This is a genomic window from Streptomyces sp. NPDC047108, assembly GCF_040643575.1.
Taxonomy (GTDB): Bacteria; Actinomycetota; Actinomycetes; order Streptomycetales; family Streptomycetaceae; genus Streptomyces.
Genome location: NZ_JBEYUP010000023.1, coordinates 44739 through 61533, shown reverse-complemented (window position 1 = coordinate 61533; position 16795 = coordinate 44739). Strand labels below are relative to the sequence as shown.

Genomic DNA, 16795 nt, shown 5'->3' with positions numbered 1-16795 from the left:
CTTCGCTCCGTGATGCGTCACGTAGCGATATAGCCGTCCAGCGGATCCTTGGCGGACACGTCGGCCGCCCCGTAATTGACCGCAACGGCGCGGATACGGTCGATGGCGTTCGCGAAGAGTTCCGCGATATTGCTCTCCGATGCGATGACCTGGTTCAGGGTCTCCTCGTACTTCTGGTTGTCCTCGTCGGTGGAGAAGGCGCCCTTCGCTCCGGCGGCCCTGGCCTGGAACTCGGAGAATTCGGCGAGATGTGCCCAGGCATGCATCTGGCTTCCCGCGGCGGCCACGTCGAGCGCTTGCGCGTCCACCCAGAACGTGCTCACACCCGTCCCCTCACCACATCTGGGAATTGAGCGCTTCGCACTCCTCGTAGTTGGTCGCCATCCGGCTCGTGCACTGAGACACATCGGCCAGCGCGGCATTGAGCGACTTCGCCGCCGCCCGCCATTCCTGCCGGAACGTGGTGTAACGGACGTTCGCGGGGCCGACCCAGCCCACCATCAGGCTTTCGAGATTGTTCTCCAGCGCCGAAAGAAGGTGTTCGATGTCGGACGTCTGCCGGGCCATGTCCGTGAAGACACGGGTCAGCGCTCCGGTGTCGATGTTCATCACGCTGTAGGTCATGGTGTTCTCTCCTCGTACCGAATCGGGGTGGGTCAGATGGAATGGGTGAGCTGGTCCAGCGCCCGGACGTGGGTGAGCTCGGTCCTGTCGTAATTGATCTGCGACTGGGTCAGCGCCTCGCCCATCTCCCGGAGCGTGGTCTGGATCCGCTCCGCCTGGCTCTGCCACCGCGCGATGGCGGTCCGGTAGCTGTCGGATGCGGGGCCCTGCCACTCGGCGATACTCGAGTGGGTCCGGGTCAGCATCGCCTGGGTGAGGTCGACGATCTGGCTGTGGCAGCGCTTGGTGAGGTCGGCCGCCTCGGCGATGTTTCCGGTCCTGGCGTGGTACTGCGTGCTCATCAGGATTCCTCCCCTGTGGTTCTGTGTGGCCGTGGGCCGTCCCCGCCTCAGACGTCGGGGACGGAGGTGTTCAGCGGGCCGTTCCGCCGGGTGACGGGCCCGGTGGGATCTCGGTGCCGACTCCGTCGAGCCTGTCGATCCAGCCCCGCGTACTGAGGCTGTAGGTGAAGGGCAGGGCGTCGGCGTTCTTCTTCTCGACGGCGGTCAGGAATTCGTCCACGGTGACGGCGGTGGCGGAGGAGTCCTCGCTCATCGGGGCGACCACGGTGATGTCCGCGGCGCGCTCCAGATTGAACGTCCTCCGCTTTCCGGTCAGCACGAAGGAAGCCCGGTCCGCGTCCTTGCGGCAGACGAAATAGCCTTTCTCGGTCCTCAGCGTGAGGACGCCGGCACTGGTACCGCTTCCGGTGACGGCGATGTATTCGGCACTCCTCGGATGCCGGGGACAGGGCTTCGGCTTCTCGGCCGCCTTCTTCTTCCGCACCGGTTCTTCCGGCACCGAAGGCGAGGCCGGTACGGCCGGTTTCTCCGGCGCGGCCCAGAGCGCGTCGGACGAGTCGCAGCCGGCGAGCGCGATGAGCACGACGGCAACGGTCGGTGCGGAAAGGGACCGGAGATCTCTCCGTCCCGTTCTGCCGATTCGGTATCGGTCTCGGATCGGTGGCGCGGGCGCCTCCTTGCTCCGCTCACACACCCGTGTCTCCAGTGGGGGGGGTTGAAAGTGATCGGTGAAAGTTCTTGCAGAACTCCCTTACTGATCGGCCATCTTTCAACTTCTCCCGTGGCCCAATATCCGCCACCTGGCGGAACCCAAGCACGCCAGGGCGCCATGAAAGGCCATCAATCCTGATACGCCATGACTGTCCTGTTTGAAGTTGATTCGCTCCAGGCGGACAGAGCGAGTTGGCCGCGCCCGTCCCTCAACTCCAGTCCGACGCAAGCACCTTGACGGAGCGTGGGGCGGCCCGCGGGCATGCGAACGGCCCGCACCCATGGGGGCAGGTGCGGGCCGGGCTTCGGTGTGGAGCGGGCGCCCCGGCGGAGGTCCGCGGTTCCGCGGTTCCGCGGTTCCGCGGTTCCGCGTGGGCGACGGTCCGGCTGTCCGGCTGTCCGGACGCGCTACCGCGAGGTGCGCAGAGCCTCCTCCACAAGTCGTACCTGATGGCCGAGCGTCACGGCGCGCTCGGCCTCGTGCCGGCTGATGGCGACGGCCTCCGCGGCCCGGTGCCTCGCCACCCCCTTGGACAGCTCGTCCTCGGCGAGCGAGCAGAAGAACGCCGTCGCCAGGGTCGCCTGGAGGTGGTGCCGCACCATACGGGCGAGCATCACCGGGTACTGGTGCAGCACCGTCTGACCGATCCACCGGTCGGGCGCCAGACCGAAGAGCCAGTCCTTGGCTCCCTGCTCGAAGCGCGAAGAACTCGGCGGGGGGACGTCGCCGGGCCACCCGGGAGGGGTGGGGCGACCGCTGTTGAGCCAGGACCGTGCAGGACCGGGCCGCTCCCCGTCATGCATGGTGTGCATCAGATGTCACCTCGGGCCACGGTTACGGACAGTGGTGCCGACGGCACGGAACGAGCGCTGGTGGACCGTTTCACCGCTCGCTCCTCCCACAGGACAGGAGGGCGTTCGTCCCCCGTCAGGGCGTTCGTCACCCGTGAGCCTCCTCTCCGCGCGGGGATCCGTATATCCGCCAGGTGGCGGGTTTCGGGCAAGACGTACGTCCCCGGCATGGCCACCTGGCGGATGCCGCGCACCCGCAAGGCCCCCGCCACCGGCACCCATCCGCCTCGCGACCGCACACCGGACCCGCGCGGACACGGAGCGCCACCGGACACCTCACAGCGACCCTCGCCGGGCGCGCCCGCGCCCGCGACGGACGGCCCGCAGAGCGCTCCAGCCCCCGCCCACACCCCCGGCAGCCGACGGATTTCCGGCACATCACACCGATTGCCGCCAAGTGGCGGATACAGGAGCGAAGCCGCTGCTCCACGCTGGAGGTGATCGGGGGATCCGTACCGGATGGCCATGTGGCCCGAGAGGAACCCACGATGCCGTTCCGCATCGAGAAGCAGACCGTGCAGCAGACGTGGCGCGAGGTGCGCCCCGCCGAGCACGAGCCCGTCGCGACCCCTCAGGTCGCGGCCGAGACCTGGATCCAGAACGCCTCCGCCACCGCACCCCGCGAGGCGCGGACGCACATCGTCGAGCAGCTCACCGCCTGGGGCCTGGAGGCCACGGGCGACGACCTCGAACTGCTGGTCAGCGAGCTGGTCACCAACGGCTACCAGCATGTGGCGGACTGCGCCCACCTGCGGATGCAGCTCCTGCTGGACGCCCGAAGCCTCACCGTCTGCGTCTGCGACGAAGGCGGCGGCGAGCCGGACCTGCGGCACGACCCCATCGAGGACGACGCCGACGTCGACGCGCTGCGCACCGGAGGGTACGGGCTGCTGCTGATGCGCCAGCTCTCGAGCGCGTGCGGCGTCGAGACCTACGACGGCGCCACGACCGTATGGTTCCGGCTGCCGCGCCCGCCGGACCGCCGGTTCCCGGACAGCGGTGCCCCGGAGGCCCGTGCGGGTGCAGCACTCGACGGCACCGCCCTGACGCCGGTCGAATCCGCACCGCTGGGTCCCGGTCAACTGGCGGCCGCGCCGCTCGCCATCGCGCCGGACCACATCGCGGCCGCTCAGCACGGGGCGGACACGCCCTCGTCCCTGTTCCCCGCGGGGCCCGAGCCCGAGCCCGGCCCCACGGTCGTCCTGACCGACGGCTGACGGGCACGACCTTCCGACGTACCGGAAACGCCGGGACCGTACGCGCCTCAGCCCTGCGCCCGGACCAGCCCCGACTCGTACGCGATCACCACGAGCTGGGCGCGGTCGCGGGCGCCGAGCTTCGCGAGGATCCGGCTGACGTGGGTCTTGGCCGTCAGCGGTGAGAGCACCAGGTCCCGGGCGATCTCGGCGTTGGTCAGCCCGCGGCCGACGAGGGTCAGTACCTCGCGCTCGCGGTCGGTGAGCATGCTCAGATCGGGCGGGTCGGCCCGCTGGTCGGGGCGGGAGACGAACGCCTCGATGAGCTGCCGGGTCACCTTCGGCGACAGCAGGCTGTCCCCCTGGGCGACGACCTTGACCGCGGTCAGCAGCTCCGTGGGCGGGGTGTCCTTCAGGAGGAAGCCTCCGGCGCCGGCGCGCAGCGCGGCGAAGACGTGCTCGTCATGCCCGAACGTGGTCAGCACCAGGACCTTCACCCCGGCCAGGCGCTCGTCCTCCATGATCGTCGAGGTGGCCTCGATGCCGTCGACCCGGGGCATCCGGATGTCCATCAGCACGACGTCGGGGTGCGTGCTGCGGGCCAGCTCGACGGCCTGGGCGCCGTCCTCGGCCTCGCCCACCACGACCAGGTCGGGGTCGGAGTCGATGAGCAGCTTGAACCCGGCTCTGACCAGCTCCTGGTCGTCCGCCAGCAGCACCCGCACCGTCATGACGCCTCCGTGGGACGTCTCGCGTCCGCCTCGTACCGCGCGCGGCGTCTCGGTGGTGGCGCCGCTCTGTCCACGCTAGATCACCGTCGCCGGGCGGGAATCCGGACACGGCCCGCGCCCCGCGATCGGGTGCACGCGGCCGCCCCCCGGCGGCCGCGTGCACCCGACTCTCAGCGGCGGCCCGCGATGTACGTCGCCAGTTCCACGCGCGAGGAGAGCGCGAGCTTGGCGAGGATGCTGGAGACGTGGGACTGCACGGTCCGCCGGGAGACGAACATCTGCCCCGCGATGGCCGGGTTGGACAGCCCTTCGGCGACCAGGGCGGCCACCCGGTGCTCGGTCTCGGTCAGGGCGGCCCAGCCGCTGGTCGGGCGGCGCTCGCGGCGCTGCCGCCGCCGTACGACACCGTGTGCGCCGAGCCGTGCCTCGGCCCGCTCGACGCACCAGTCCGCGTGCAGGTCCGCGTAGATGCCGAGCGCCGAGTCGAGTGCGGTGCGCGCCTCGTCCGTCCGCCCGGCGCCGGCGAGCACGGCAGCGGCGTCCTCGTGGTACTGGGCGCGGGAGAGAACCCAGTTGCCGCCGCGGTAGGCCTCGGCGGCGGCCGCCATGACGTCGGGGTCGCCGTCGAGCAGCCCCCGGCAGTGGGCGGCGATCCCGCGCATCCGGACGGTGGCGTGCTGCTCCGCACTGACGCGCAGCTCCAGCGACGCCGTCACCTCCTCCGCCGTCGCCCGGTCGCCCGACTCCAGGGCCAGGCGCACCAGGTCGGCGGCGCGGCAGGGTATCGCCGTGCCGGTCACGGGCCCGAAGCCGTGCCGCCAGCCGTCCCGCAGGTCCGTCAGGGCCTCCTGCGTGCGGCCCTGAGCCTGCTGGACGATCTGCTGCGCCCAGTGGACCAGGTACTCGTAGTACGTGGTGGTGGGCGAGGGGGTGCCGATCTGCTCGGCGGCGGCCAACCGGGCCCTGGCGGTGCCGAATTCGCCACGGTGCGCGGCGATGAGGGCCGCGAGTCCCTGGAAGGCGCGGGGGATGCCGAGATGGGCGGGGTGTTCCAGGGCGACGTCGATCTCGGCGAGCGCGTCGTCCCAGCGACCGCAGTGGAACATGAAGGTGGCCCGGCACATGTGACAGGTCGCCAGAAGGATTCCGCCGCTGCGTTCGGCGAGTTCGAACCCGGCCTCGAGACCGGCCTCCGCCTCCGTTCCCCGGTCGAGTTCGAAGAGGCAGGCCGCACGGATGAGTTGGAGTGCCACCTGCCGGTTCGTGTTCATGGGCTGGGCCCGCCCGGCCTGCAGCGCGTGGTCGGCTCCTTCGACGGCCGCGGCGGTCTCGCCCCGCACCTGGTGGATGCCGGCCAATGTCTGGAGCGCATCGGTCATGGCATCCGTCTGCCCGAGTTCCCTGGCTCGCCCCTGGACCTGGTGGGCGGCCGCTTCGGCCTCGTCCAGATTGCCGAGGAAGAAGTGCGCCGTGGAGAGGAACCCCTGGAAGCGCAGCGTCTCCTCCGGGGACAGCGTGCCCCCGTCCAGGACGTCCCGGGTCCGCTGGGCGGCCCCTTCGAGCTGCCCGGCGACGGTGTCCGCCTGGACGAGGACCCACAGCAACTCGCCGCGCAGAGCGGTGTTGTGGAGAGTGTCGAGGGCCGCCTCGGCCCGTTCGCGGGCGTCCGCCGCGCGCCCCTCCCACAGCAGCGCGGAGGCCAGCATGAGCTGCAGGGTGTCGCCGTGCGGGTCGTCGGAGGCCGTCTCCTTGAGCACATGGTCCAGCAGGTCGACGGAGAGGGCGGGCGCGCGCAGGATGAGCGTCCCGGCGTTGTTCAGCAGCCAGTCGACCGTGCCGTCCCAGCCGTATCCGGTGCCCAGCAGCAGGTGTTCGGCCACGCGCTCCGCCGGTGCACCGCTGCGCGCGAGGGCGCGGGCGACGGCCGTGTGGGAAGCGGCGCGCGAGGGCGTCGACTCGTAGAGCGCCTGCCGGATCACGTCGTGCCGGAAGGCCAGCCGGTCGTCGCACTCCGTCAGGGCGCCGCAGCGTACGACCTCCATGACCGGCTCGACGAGCTTGGCCGCCGAGTGGCCCGTGACGGTCGACAGGTCCGACACGGTGAAGGTCGATCCCAGCAGGGAGGCGGCGCGCAGCAGTGACAGTCCCGCGTCGGAGATCCACTCCAGCCTGCTGAGGACCGCGGAGGCCAGCGACTGCGGGACGGAGGAGGTCACCGCCTCCGCGGTGCCCTCGGCGACACGGATCAGCCGGTCGCGCTCCAGGGACTCCACGACCTCGGTCACGAACAGCGGATTGCCCGACGCCCCGCGCAGCAGCCGGCGCAGCCGCGGGCCGATGGCGGTGCCCAGCAGGACCTCGGCGACCTGGGAGACCGCGTCCTCCCCCAGCGGACCCAGCGTCAGCACATGGGCGTCCCGCGCGGTCAGGCTGCGGCGCAGCCGTTCCAGCCCTTCGTCGGGAACCGCGCGGTACGCGCACACCACGGCCATCGGCAGGGTCGACAGGGACTTGCCGAGCCGGTGGAGCAGCAGCAGCGACGCCTCGTCCGCCCAGTGCACGTCGTCGATCATCAGGGCCAGCGGACCGGCGGCGCACCACTCGTCGAGCAGCGCGAGGATCGCCTCGACGATGGCGAAGTCCGCGTCGCGGGCCTGCATGGCGTCCGGCCGGCCCTCCCTGCGGATCATCTCCGCGACCGACCGGACCCGCGGGTCGTCGTCCGCGGCGCCGATGCCCAGGCACCGGCCGATGGCGGCGAACGGGACGCGGCGCTCGAGTTGTTCGGCCGCGCCCTCCAGGACCCGTACGCCGTGGCTGCGCGCGTCGGCCGCGCTCGCCCGCAGCAGCGCCGTCTTGCCGATCCCCGGCTCCCCCTCCACCAGGACCGCCCGGCCGGACCGGGTGCCCAGGACCGTACGCGATCGCGTGCCGGCGCGGGCGATGACGGCGTCCAGCGTGCGCAACTCCGCTGCCCTGCCCGGCAGTTCGCCGTTCGGCCCGGTCATGGTTCCTCGCCATCTGTCGGATCTTCTGTCGTTCCCCCTGTGCGCCCGGTGGGCACCGTGGTGTCGTCGCGCCCGCCCTGCACCGCTCCCCTGTGCCGGCCCGCGCTCGACAACCGCTCGGCGCGCGCTCAACGGTGCGGCAGACCGCGGCCGCTGACGGTGTAGGTGCTCCCTTCCTCCGCGGGCCCGGGAGGCCTACGGCCCCGCGCGGACGTGGCCAGCCCGTGCGCCGTGACCACCGTGGCGAGTTCGACACGGGAGGCGAGGCCGAGCTTCGAGAGGATGTTGGACACATGGGTCTGCACGGTCCGGCGGGAGATCCGCAGACGTGCCCCCACGTCCGGGTTGGACAGGCCCTGGGCGACGAGCGAGGCGACGGCCAGCTCCGTGTCGGTGAGGCTGTCCCAGCCGGTGGAGGGACGGCCCCGGAGCCCGCGGTGGCCACGGCGTACGCCCAGGGCGCGCAGCCGGGACGCGGCCCGGGTGGCGTCCCAGGTGGCGTTGAGATCGGCGTAGACGTCCATGGCGCGGTAGAGCATCACGCGCGCCTCGGACAGCCGCTTCGCCTGTGCCAGCGTGGCGGCCGCGTCCTCGTAGTAGCGGGCGCGGAAGAGGACCCAGGGGAACCGGTCGTAGTAACCGGCCGCCTCCAGAAGGGTGTCCGGGTCGTTGTCCAGCATTCCGCGGCAGTGGGCGGCGATCCCGCTCAAGTCGTCCGTCCCGTCGTCCCCACCGCCGTCCGCACCGCCGCCCGTCCCGTCGTCCGCGCCGCCGTCCGCCGCCTGGGACTCGATCGCGGCCGTCACCCCGCGGGCCGCCTCGGTGTTGCCCGAACTCAGGGCCAGGCTCACCGCTCCGGGCGCGAAGAACGCGAGCACCGAGCGCATCACCGTCGCCAGGCCCCGGCGGCTGGAGTCGAGGCACCGCTCCAGGGCACGGTCGGGTGCGCCCTCCGCCTCGTCCACGAGGCAGCCCGCCCAGGCGACGAGGAACTCGTAGAAGCGGCCGTCCGGCGAACCGTCCTGCACCGCGCCGGCCTCGGACAGGTGGTGGCGTGCGGTCGCGAGGTCGTTGCGGTGCACGGCGATGACGGCGGCCAGGCTGTGCAGGGCCCGCGGCAGGGACTGGCCGGACGGTTCGAGGCCGGCCCGGATCTCGGCCAGCGCGTCGTCCCACCGGCCGTCGGCGAACATCACCAGCGCCCGGGACAGGTCGCAGAGCGGTACATGGTCCCAGAGCTGCTTGGCGACCTGCTGGCCCGCGCGCATCGCGTCGTCGGCCTCCTGGGTGCGGCCCAGCGCCAGCAGACAGTGACCGCGGATCATGTGCAGCGGAATCCGCTTGTCCACCGGGGCGTCGGACTCCTGCGCGATCCGCAGCGCGCGGTCGGCGAGATCCAGCGCCTCGGGCGTACGCCGCTGCAGATGGTGCAGGACGGCCAGAGTCTGGAAGGCGTCCGAGAGGGCGTTGACGTCGCCGAGTTCCCGGGCGTCCCGCTCCGCCTGGCGCGCGGTGCTCTCGGCGCGGTCGAGCTGCCCTAGGGTCAGCAGGACGACGGAGCCGAAGGCCTGGAGCCGTACGGTCTCGACGCGCGAGAGGGACACCGAGCTCAGCGCGTGCTCGATCTCGGCCCAGGCCAGGTCGGGGTGGCCCGCGAGATACGGGGCGCGGGCCAGGATCCACCAGATGGCACCCTCGGTGGCCCGGTCGTGGTGGTGGGCCAGCACCTGGCGCGCCTCGTCCTCGGCCTCCGCCGCCCTGCCGGAGCGCAGCAGGGCCGCGGCGAGGAGGATGCGGAGCCGGTAGCGGCGGGGTTCGGCCGCATCGGCGTACTCCAGCGCCCGCCGCAGCAGTTCGACCGTCAGCTTCGGGACGGCGACCATGAGGTGCTCGCCGTGCCCGGCCAGCCAGTCGACGACGCGGGGGCTGCCCGACGGGGTGCCCAGGTCCAGGTGCTCGGCGATCAGCTCCGGCGCGGCGGAGGTCCCGGCGAGGGCGAGGCCCGCCTCCAGGTGCAGTGCCGCCCGCAGCGGCATCGGCAGGTCGTCGTAGAGGGCCTGCCGGACCACGGTGTGCCGGAACCAGAACCGGCCGCCCCGCTCCGAGAGCACCCCGGCGTCGCAGGCGTCGAGCAGCGCGCCGAGAACATCGGGCACGGGCCGCTCGGCGACAGCGGCCAGGTCCTCGACGGTGATGGCGGACCCGAGCACGGAGGCGACGCGCAGGACGGACAGCGCGTCGGGGGACATGAAGTCGAGCCGGTGCAGGACGGCGGCGCCGGGCGACGGGCTGTCGGGGGCGAGCGTGGTCTCCGCGGTGCCGTGGCTGATGCGGATCTGGTCACCGGCCGTGAGCGTGTCCACGAGTTCGGTGATGTAGAGCGGATTGCCGCCGGCGTCCTTCATCAGGCGGAGCAGCCCGGCACCGGGGCTGGCGCCCAGCATCTGCGTGACGAGTTCGCGGACGGTGTCGTCGTCCAGCGGTTCGAGCGGCAGGACGGTGGCTCCCTGCGCCAGCAGCGCACGGCGCAGACGGTCGAGTTCCTGACCGCGCGGGGGCGCGGTCCGGTAGGCGCCGACGAGCAGCAGCGGCAGCTGGCCGAGGGATTCGCCCAGTTCCGCGAGCACCCTCAGGCTGGCCTGGTCCGCCCAGTGCAGATCGTCCAGCACCAGGGCCAGCGGGCCCGCCGCGCACAACTCGTCCACCTGCGCCAGGAAGGACTCCGCGAACCCGGCGTCGGCTGCCTCGACCCCGAGGGGCGCGCCGGCCCATCCCTCCCCGCGGATGAGCGCGCCGACACCGGCCTCGTGGGCGTCGCCGGTGGCGGTACGGCTGCCGAGGCAGGTGGAGATCGCCGCGAAGGGCAGGCGCTGCTCGATCTCCTCGGCGGCACCGCTGAGGACGCGCAGCCCGAGGCGTTCCGCGTACATCCCCGTGAGATCCAGCAGCGCGGACTTGCCGATCCCTGGTTCGCCCTCGACGAGCAGGGCACGTCCCACGCCCCGGGACGCTTCGAGGACGAGCCGTTCCAGGTGGGCCGCCTCGACGCGTTCGAGCAGCCCTACGGGGAAGTCGCCCACCGCTGCCTCCCTCCGCCTGGAGGCCGATGTCTCAAGTGTGCGACGCCCTGGATGCCCGTACCAGCGCCCGTACGGGAAGCCGTCCGGCACCGCGCACGTGCGCCGTGTCCCGCGGGTCGGCCGTTCCCCCCGGACCGGCCGTCCGCCGCGCGCGACAGTGGGGAAAGCGCGCCCACGCTCCAGTGGCCAGAGATCATTGCGCGATTTCCTCCCTGGAGAGGAGCACTACGAGCCCTCCGTTCACTGGTCGCCATGACGACGGGTTCCGGCTGGCCGAGCATGCGCTGAGGGCGCGCGGGCAACATCCGCCAGGTGGCGGATTTTTGCCCTCGAACGTCCGTTGCGCCCTGCCGTGCCCGCGGCTGTCGTCCGCTCGTCCGGGCCCCGGCCCGCGCCGGTTTCCACGGAGGGCGGACGCAGGCTAAGCGCCGGACCGGGCCCGCGCCTAGGGGCGTGCACGGCACTCCTTCCGCTGCGGCCCCCTCCTGTGCGCCGCAGCCGTCGGTGTTCCGCCGAAGCCCGGCGGCGTGCCGCCGTCGCGGCCCCCGTGATGGAGCGTCAGGTCTTCTTGATGCCGGGGCGGTTCCGGCGGACGGTACGAAGGGCCAGCTCCTGAACTCCCCGCAGCGGACGGCATGTCGACCGCTCCTGGACCCAGCTCCTGAACTGCTGGTCGGAGGTGGTGGACTGGACCAGCAGCCGGCGGATGCGGACCGGGTCGTCCCGGTCGGAGGAGAGGACGTTGCCCACGGCGCAGGCCGCGCTGAAGCCCGCCTCCCGTACGGCCCGCCGTACCGCACGGCTGGAACTGCCGCGCGGATAGGCGAAGTGCGGGACGGTGTGGCCGAGGATGTCCTCCAGCTCACGCTTGGACTCCGCGATCTCCCGGAGCGCCACGTCCGGGGTCACCGCCTCCAGATGCGGATGCGTACGCGAGTGGGCCCCGATGTCGAAGTCGGCCTGGTCCAGTTCGCGGATCTGACGCGCGCTGAGCATGTCGGCGGGCGGCAGAAAGCTGCGCGTGGTCACGTGCGGCAGGACGGCACCGGTGGTGACGAACACGCTGGCCGGTGCGTCGTGACGGGCCAGCAGCGGAGCCGCGGCGGTGGCGAAGTCGGCGTACCCGTCGTCGAAGGTGATCACGGCGGCACGCTCGGGGACGGGCGGACCGCCGCGCAGGGCGCTGACGAGCTGCCGCAGCGGGATGACGGTTCTGCCGCCGGCCCGGATGAGCCTGAGCTGCCGCGCGAAGTCGCGGGGCGTGACGGTGTACGGGGCGATCCAGGCGGGCGGGTCGTCCGAGACGGAGTGGTAGCAGAAGACGGGGAGGGTCCTGGCCATCGTTGGCTCCTGTGCCCGGAGGCAGTGCGGGGCGCGCCTTTCTCGGAGAGGTGGGAGCGGCCGGGATGCCGCTGTCGGCACGGCCGGTACGCGGTCGGGACCACGTACCCCGTACCGCACCCGGCGGCGGCCGCGATCCGTGCTCCGGGCCGGGGGCTGCGACCCGTCCTCAAGGCCGGGGCCGCGGGGCCGTGACGGTCGCGGACCGCTCCGGGCGTCGCGACCGGGTCGTCCCGCCGTGCGGCGGTCGCGCCGTGCGACGTCGCGCTGTCCGGCGGCGGCGGTGGGTCCCCCGGAGGTGGCCGCTCAATTCCGACCCCCGGGGGGGCCGCTCATCCCGTCCGTGACAACTCCCACTCTGCCGTCCGCCCCCTGCCGCGGCATCGGCCCCGAGGAGTCCGTTCCCGTACACCTCCAGCAGTACGGCGGCGGCCGCACACCTCCCGTAGGAGGTCACTCGTCCGGCCATGCGGACGAGGGCGGCGGCCGCGGTCAGCGCACGGTGTGGCGCTGCAGGACGTCGCAGGTGTACTGGAACTCCTCCATCAGCCGGGTCGCCTCGATGAGCAGCACCCCGTACGGCCGGGTCGGGTCCGCGAGCGGGAGCCCGTCCCGTTCGGCCCGCTCGGCCACCGTGCTGCGGCACTCCTGGGCCTCGTCCGCCAGACCGCACAGCTCCCGCGCCTGCTCGGGCAGCGCGCTCTCCTTCAACTCGCCCAGGACGGCGCTGATCCGGCCCACCGAGGCGAGGAAGTCGCCGTAGCTCGCGAGGAACGGCCCGTAGCGGTGGTCCCGTTCGTCCTCGTGCCACTGGTCGAGGCTGCGCGTGAGGGATGCGGCCTGGTGGAGGGTCCGTTCCAGCGCGTCCAGCACCGCGCCGTACCCGTCGAAGCCGGTCCGTCCGCGATGCCTGCGCAGCAGCCGGCGCGGGTTGTAGTAGACGCTCTCGCGCGCGGTCCGCAGACCGCTGCGGGCCTGAGTCACCAGTCCCCCGGCCTGTTCCGCCCGGCGGCGCCACCGGCGGGTGGCCGTCTCGCTCGGGGCGCCCTCGTGCAGGGCCGGGTACACGTCGCCGACCAGATCGTGCAGGGCGCGGGCCAGGGTACGGATGCCGTGTTCCGCGCTGTGGTAGCGCATCGGCGGCACGACCAGCACGTTCACGGCCACCCCGATGCCGCAGCCGATCAGGACGAGAACGATGATCTCCCCGAGCTGTTCCGCCTTGGCCGTACGGGTCGTGGCCGCGGCGTAGGTGGAGAAGGCGAAGAACGCGGCCGTGGCGACCTGGGAACCCTGCGCACCCAGCGCGGGCCACCGGCCGACGCTCAGCGCGATCAGCGTGACCAGGACGAACGTCGCGAGGTCCGGGCCGCCGAGGAAACCCGACGCCGCCTGCACGGCCACGCCGAGGGCGACGGCGGCGACGTAGCGGAGCGCCTGCACCAGCGACTGGTACACCGTCACGTGCATGATGAGCACGGCCGAGAACGGCGCGAACGCCGGCGACCGCGCCTTGAGGACGTCGTACGCGACGACCCAGGCGAGGGTGGCCGCCAGCGTGCACTTGGCGATGAGCAGCAGCGTGTGCCGCTCGTGCCCCTCCACCGCGGCCGCCCGCCCGCACCACGCGCGCGCCCGCGAGGGCACGCTCCGCAGTCCGGCCGACGACGGACGCCCCGGCCCCACCGTGCTCGTTGCCACGCCTGCCTCTCCCGTCCCGGTCACGCATCCCGCGGTGGTCCCCTGCCCCGCGTCCGGATCCGCTGGGGACGCGGAATCCGCCGGGGACGCGGGGCAGGAAAGCACCGGCCGGGCCGCGGGTTCCCGGCGCCCAGGACGTCACACCTCCGACATCGGCACCGTCGGAGGCCGTCGGCCGTCGGCCGTCGTCAGAGGAAGCGGCGCAGCGGCGCGACGGCAGCCTCCCGCGCCCTCTGGGGCAGGGACCGGCGGCGCCAACGGCCGGGCCGGATCCGGTCGCTCACCGCCAGGTCGTCGCGGAAGTGGTCGTCCAGCCGCGCCGTGAACTGCTCGTCGATGACGGCGAGCATGACCTCCTCGTCGTGCTCGAGGCTGCGCCGGTTGAAGTTGGTGGAGCCGATGAGGGACACGATGCCGTCGACGGTGATCACCTTGGCGTGCATCATCGTGGGCCGGTACTGCCAGATGCGGACACCGCAGGCCAGCAGGTCCTCGTAATAGCGCTGCCCGGCGAGCTGGCAGACACGTTTGTCGGTGTGCGGGCCCGGCAGCAGGACGTCGAGGGTGACGCCGCGCCGCGCGGCCGCGCACAGCAGGTCGATGAAGAACTCGTCGGGGGCGAAGTAGGCGGTGGCCAGGCACAGCCGCTCCTCCGCGGACTCGATGGCCACCCGGAGCATGGTCTGCATGTCGTGCCAGCCGTAGCTGGCGGAGCCGCGCACCACCTGGACCACCGCGTCACCGGCCTTCGCGTGCGGGGTGAAGCGGTCGCGGTCGTCGAAGAGGTCGGGGCGGCACTCGGCCCAGTTCTGGGCGAACGCGGCGGCGATGCCGTCCACGGCCGGGCCGCGGACCTCGACGTGGGTGTCGCGCCACTCGTTCTCGTTCCGCGCGTCCCCGCACCACTCCTCGGCTATCCCGACGCCTCCGGTGAACGCCACGCTCTCGTCGACGACCAGGACCTTGCGGTGGCAGCGGTGGTTCTGCTTGAGCGGCGAGATCCACAGGGGCTTGCGGAACCAGGCGATCTGCACCCCCGACCGTTCCATCTCCTCCAGCAGCTGCTTCTCGATGAGCCGGCCACCGAAGCCGTCGAGGAGGAGCCGCACGCGCAGCCCGGCGCGTGCGCGCTCGCCCAGGGCGTCGGCGAAGGTACGGGCGATGTCGCCGCGCCAGTAGACGAACGTCATCATGTCGACGGTGTGCCGCGCCTCGCGGATGCGGTCCAGCATCGCCGCGAAGATCTCGTCACCGTTGCGCAGGGGCGTGAGAGCGTTGCCCTCGGTCGCGGCGACGCCGATGAGGCGCTCGAACCGGCGTCTGAGTCTTTGGCCGCGGTCCCGGTCGCCGGCCCGCCCCTCGGCGCGGTGCTCGGCCCCGGACGGGCCGTGTCCCCCCTCGTGCTCCTGACCGCGGGGGATCTCGACCGCCGTGCTCTCGGGGTCCCGGACGTGGCTCATGCTCATCACCTCGGCGTGCTGGGTGTCGTCGGCTGCGCTGCACACCCGCCGCAGGCGTCCGGGTCGGGCGCTCGGGCCCTCGTACGCGGGCGGGCAGATGCCGTCTACCCCGGCCGACGCCGAGGAAGAGTCCGCTCCGTCACATAGTCCGCGTCGGCCCGCCGCGCATGGTGGCGGCGCGCACACCCGGAGGCCGAACTATGGTGTCCCGTCACATGTGCCGGTGACCTGCGAATTTCTACGGTGTGGCGACACGAACCCCGTCCCTGTCCCCGCCCGGAAGTGGTGACCATGGCTGCCCCGGCCTCCGCGCCCTCGTCTCCCGGCTCGCTCCGCCGCATCGTGGCCGCGAGTCTCATCGGCACCACCATCGAGTGGTATGACTTCTTCCTCTACGGCTCCGCGGCCGCTCTCGTCTTCAACCAGCTCTTCTTCCCCGGCTCCGACCCGCTCGTCGGCACGCTGCTCTCCTTCCTGACGTACGCGGTGGGCTTCGCGGCCCGTCCCATCGGCGCCCTGGTCTTCGGCCACTACGGGGACCGGCTCGGGCGGAAGAAGCTGCTCGTTCTGAGCCTGCTGCTGATGGGCGGCGCGACGTTCGCCATCGGCCTGCTGCCCACCCATGCCGCCATCGGCTCGGCGGCCCCCGTCCTGCTCACGGTGGCGCGCCTGGTCCAGGGCTTCGCGCTGGGCGGCGAGTGGGGCGGCGCGGTACTGCTGGTCTCGGAACACGGGGACGCCCGGCGGCGCGGGTTCTGGGCCTCATGGCCGCAGACAGGCGCACCGGCCGGGCAGTTGCTGGCGACCGGTGTCCTGTCGGCGCTGACCGCGCTGCTCTCGGACGACGCGTTCGTCGCGTGGGGCTGGCGGATCCCGTTCCTGCTGTCCGGTGTGCTGGTCCTGGTCGGGCTGTGGATCCGGCTGTCGGTCGACGAGTCGCCCGTCTTCAGGGAGGCCCTGGCCCGCGCGGAGGCGCGCAAGGCCGCGGACAAGGACCTGGTGGAGAAGATGCCGCTGGTCGCGGTCCTCCGGCACCACTGGCGGGACGTGCTGGTGGCGATGGGCGCGCGGATGGCGGAGAACATCAGCTACTACGTCATCACGGCGTTCGTCCTCGTCTACGCCACCACCCAGGCGGGGCTGGACAAGCAGACCGCGCTCAATGCCGTACTCATCGCCTCCGCCGTGCACTTCGCGGTGATCCCGCTCTGGGGCGCCCTGTCCGACCGGGTGGGGCGGCGGCCGGTCTATCTGCTGGGTGCGGCGGGCGTGGGCCTGTGGGCGTTCCCGTTCTTCGCGCTCATCGACACACAGAGCTTCGGCAATCTGCTGCTCGCGGTGACGGTGGGCCTGGTCTTCCACGGTGCGATGTACGCGCCGCAGGCGGCCTTCTTCTCGGAGATGTTCGCGACGCGGATGCGGTACTCGGGGGCCTCGATCGGTGCGCAGTTCTCCTCGGTGGCCGCCGGAGCCCCGGCCCCGCTGATCGCCACCGCCCTGCTGGCGGACTACGACAGCGCCACGCCGATCGCGCTCTACGTGATCGCGGCCGCCCTGCTGACGCTGGTCGCGGTGGGGGCGGCGCGGGAGACCCGGCAGCGCGACCTGGCGGCCATCGGGCCCGCGGAGGGGGACGACGCGGTCAAGGCGGCCGCGCCCCCGGCCCGTACGGTCTGACGCTGCGGGCCCCTCGTTCCCGCCCCTTTTCCGACGGCTGCGCGGCCGGCTCCTCGCCGTACCGCGCAGCCGC

General features: G+C 72.4%; 13 protein-coding genes. 2 read left to right on the top strand and 11 right to left on the bottom strand.

The window, feature by feature from the left end:
* Positions 1-17: 17 nt before the first annotated feature.
* The 5 genes from ABZ822_RS28940 to ABZ822_RS28920 all read right to left on the bottom strand — a co-directional run bounded on the left by ABZ822_RS28940 (position 18) and on the right by ABZ822_RS28920 (position 2489).
* Positions 18-323 carry a hypothetical protein gene (locus tag ABZ822_RS28940; protein WP_360860643.1) on the bottom strand — a complete coding sequence of 102 codons (306 nt, stop codon included), beginning with the start codon at positions 321-323 and terminating at the stop codon, positions 18-20.
* 10 nt (positions 324-333) lie between these two features.
* Positions 334-624 (bottom strand): WXG100 family type VII secretion target, encoded by a 291-nt coding sequence (locus tag ABZ822_RS28935; RefSeq protein WP_360860640.1) that lies wholly within the window; start codon positions 622-624, stop codon positions 334-336.
* 32 nt (positions 625-656) lie between these two features.
* On the bottom strand, positions 657-965 hold the full coding sequence (locus tag ABZ822_RS28930) for a WXG100 family type VII secretion target (RefSeq protein ID WP_360860637.1): 309 nt from the start codon (positions 963-965) through the stop codon (positions 657-659).
* A gap of 70 nt (positions 966-1035) precedes the next feature.
* A complete protein-coding gene (locus ABZ822_RS28925) occupies positions 1036-1548 on the bottom strand; it encodes a hypothetical protein (protein ID WP_360860634.1) in 513 nt (170 codons plus the stop codon).
* Between the two features lie 536 nt (positions 1549-2084).
* Positions 2085-2489, bottom strand: coding sequence for a hypothetical protein (locus ABZ822_RS28920; RefSeq protein WP_360860631.1), 405 nt, complete (start codon positions 2487-2489; stop codon positions 2085-2087).
* Between the two features lie 527 nt (positions 2490-3016).
* Here ABZ822_RS28920 and ABZ822_RS28915 point away from each other — a divergent pair.
* Positions 3017-3745, top strand: coding sequence for an ATP-binding protein (locus tag ABZ822_RS28915; protein WP_360860628.1), 729 nt, complete (start codon positions 3017-3019; stop codon positions 3743-3745).
* A gap of 47 nt (positions 3746-3792) precedes the next feature.
* Here the strand turns inward: ABZ822_RS28915 and ABZ822_RS28910 are convergent, their stop codons facing one another.
* The 6 genes from ABZ822_RS28910 to ABZ822_RS28885 all read right to left on the bottom strand — a co-directional run bounded on the left by ABZ822_RS28910 (position 3793) and on the right by ABZ822_RS28885 (position 15045).
* Positions 3793-4455 carry a response regulator transcription factor gene (locus ABZ822_RS28910; protein ID WP_360860625.1) on the bottom strand — a complete coding sequence of 221 codons (663 nt, stop codon included), beginning with the start codon at positions 4453-4455 and terminating at the stop codon, positions 3793-3795.
* Between the two features lie 170 nt (positions 4456-4625).
* Positions 4626-7463, bottom strand: coding sequence for an AAA family ATPase (locus ABZ822_RS28905; RefSeq protein WP_360860622.1), 2838 nt, complete (start codon positions 7461-7463; stop codon positions 4626-4628).
* Between the two features lie 128 nt (positions 7464-7591).
* Positions 7592-10543: an AAA family ATPase gene (locus ABZ822_RS28900; protein WP_360860619.1), complete on the bottom strand. Its 2952-nt coding sequence runs from the start codon at positions 10541-10543 to the stop codon at positions 7592-7594.
* 558 nt (positions 10544-11101) lie between these two features.
* Positions 11102-11884 carry a polysaccharide deacetylase family protein gene (locus tag ABZ822_RS28895; RefSeq protein ID WP_360860616.1) on the bottom strand — a complete coding sequence of 261 codons (783 nt, stop codon included), beginning with the start codon at positions 11882-11884 and terminating at the stop codon, positions 11102-11104.
* A gap of 492 nt (positions 11885-12376) precedes the next feature.
* The gene (locus tag ABZ822_RS28890; protein ID WP_360860732.1) at positions 12377-13531 is read right to left on the bottom strand and encodes a hypothetical protein; all 1155 of its coding nucleotides are present in this window, start codon (positions 13529-13531) and stop codon (positions 12377-12379) included.
* Positions 13532-13773: 242 nt separating this feature from the next.
* Positions 13774-15045 (bottom strand): phospholipase D-like domain-containing protein, encoded by a 1272-nt coding sequence (locus ABZ822_RS28885; RefSeq protein ID WP_360860613.1) that lies wholly within the window; start codon positions 15043-15045, stop codon positions 13774-13776.
* A gap of 291 nt (positions 15046-15336) precedes the next feature.
* Here ABZ822_RS28885 and ABZ822_RS28880 point away from each other — a divergent pair, with 291 nt between their 5' ends.
* Positions 15337-16722 (top strand): MFS transporter, encoded by a 1386-nt coding sequence (locus ABZ822_RS28880; protein WP_360860610.1) that lies wholly within the window; start codon positions 15337-15339, stop codon positions 16720-16722.
* Positions 16723-16795: the final 73 nt, after the last annotated feature.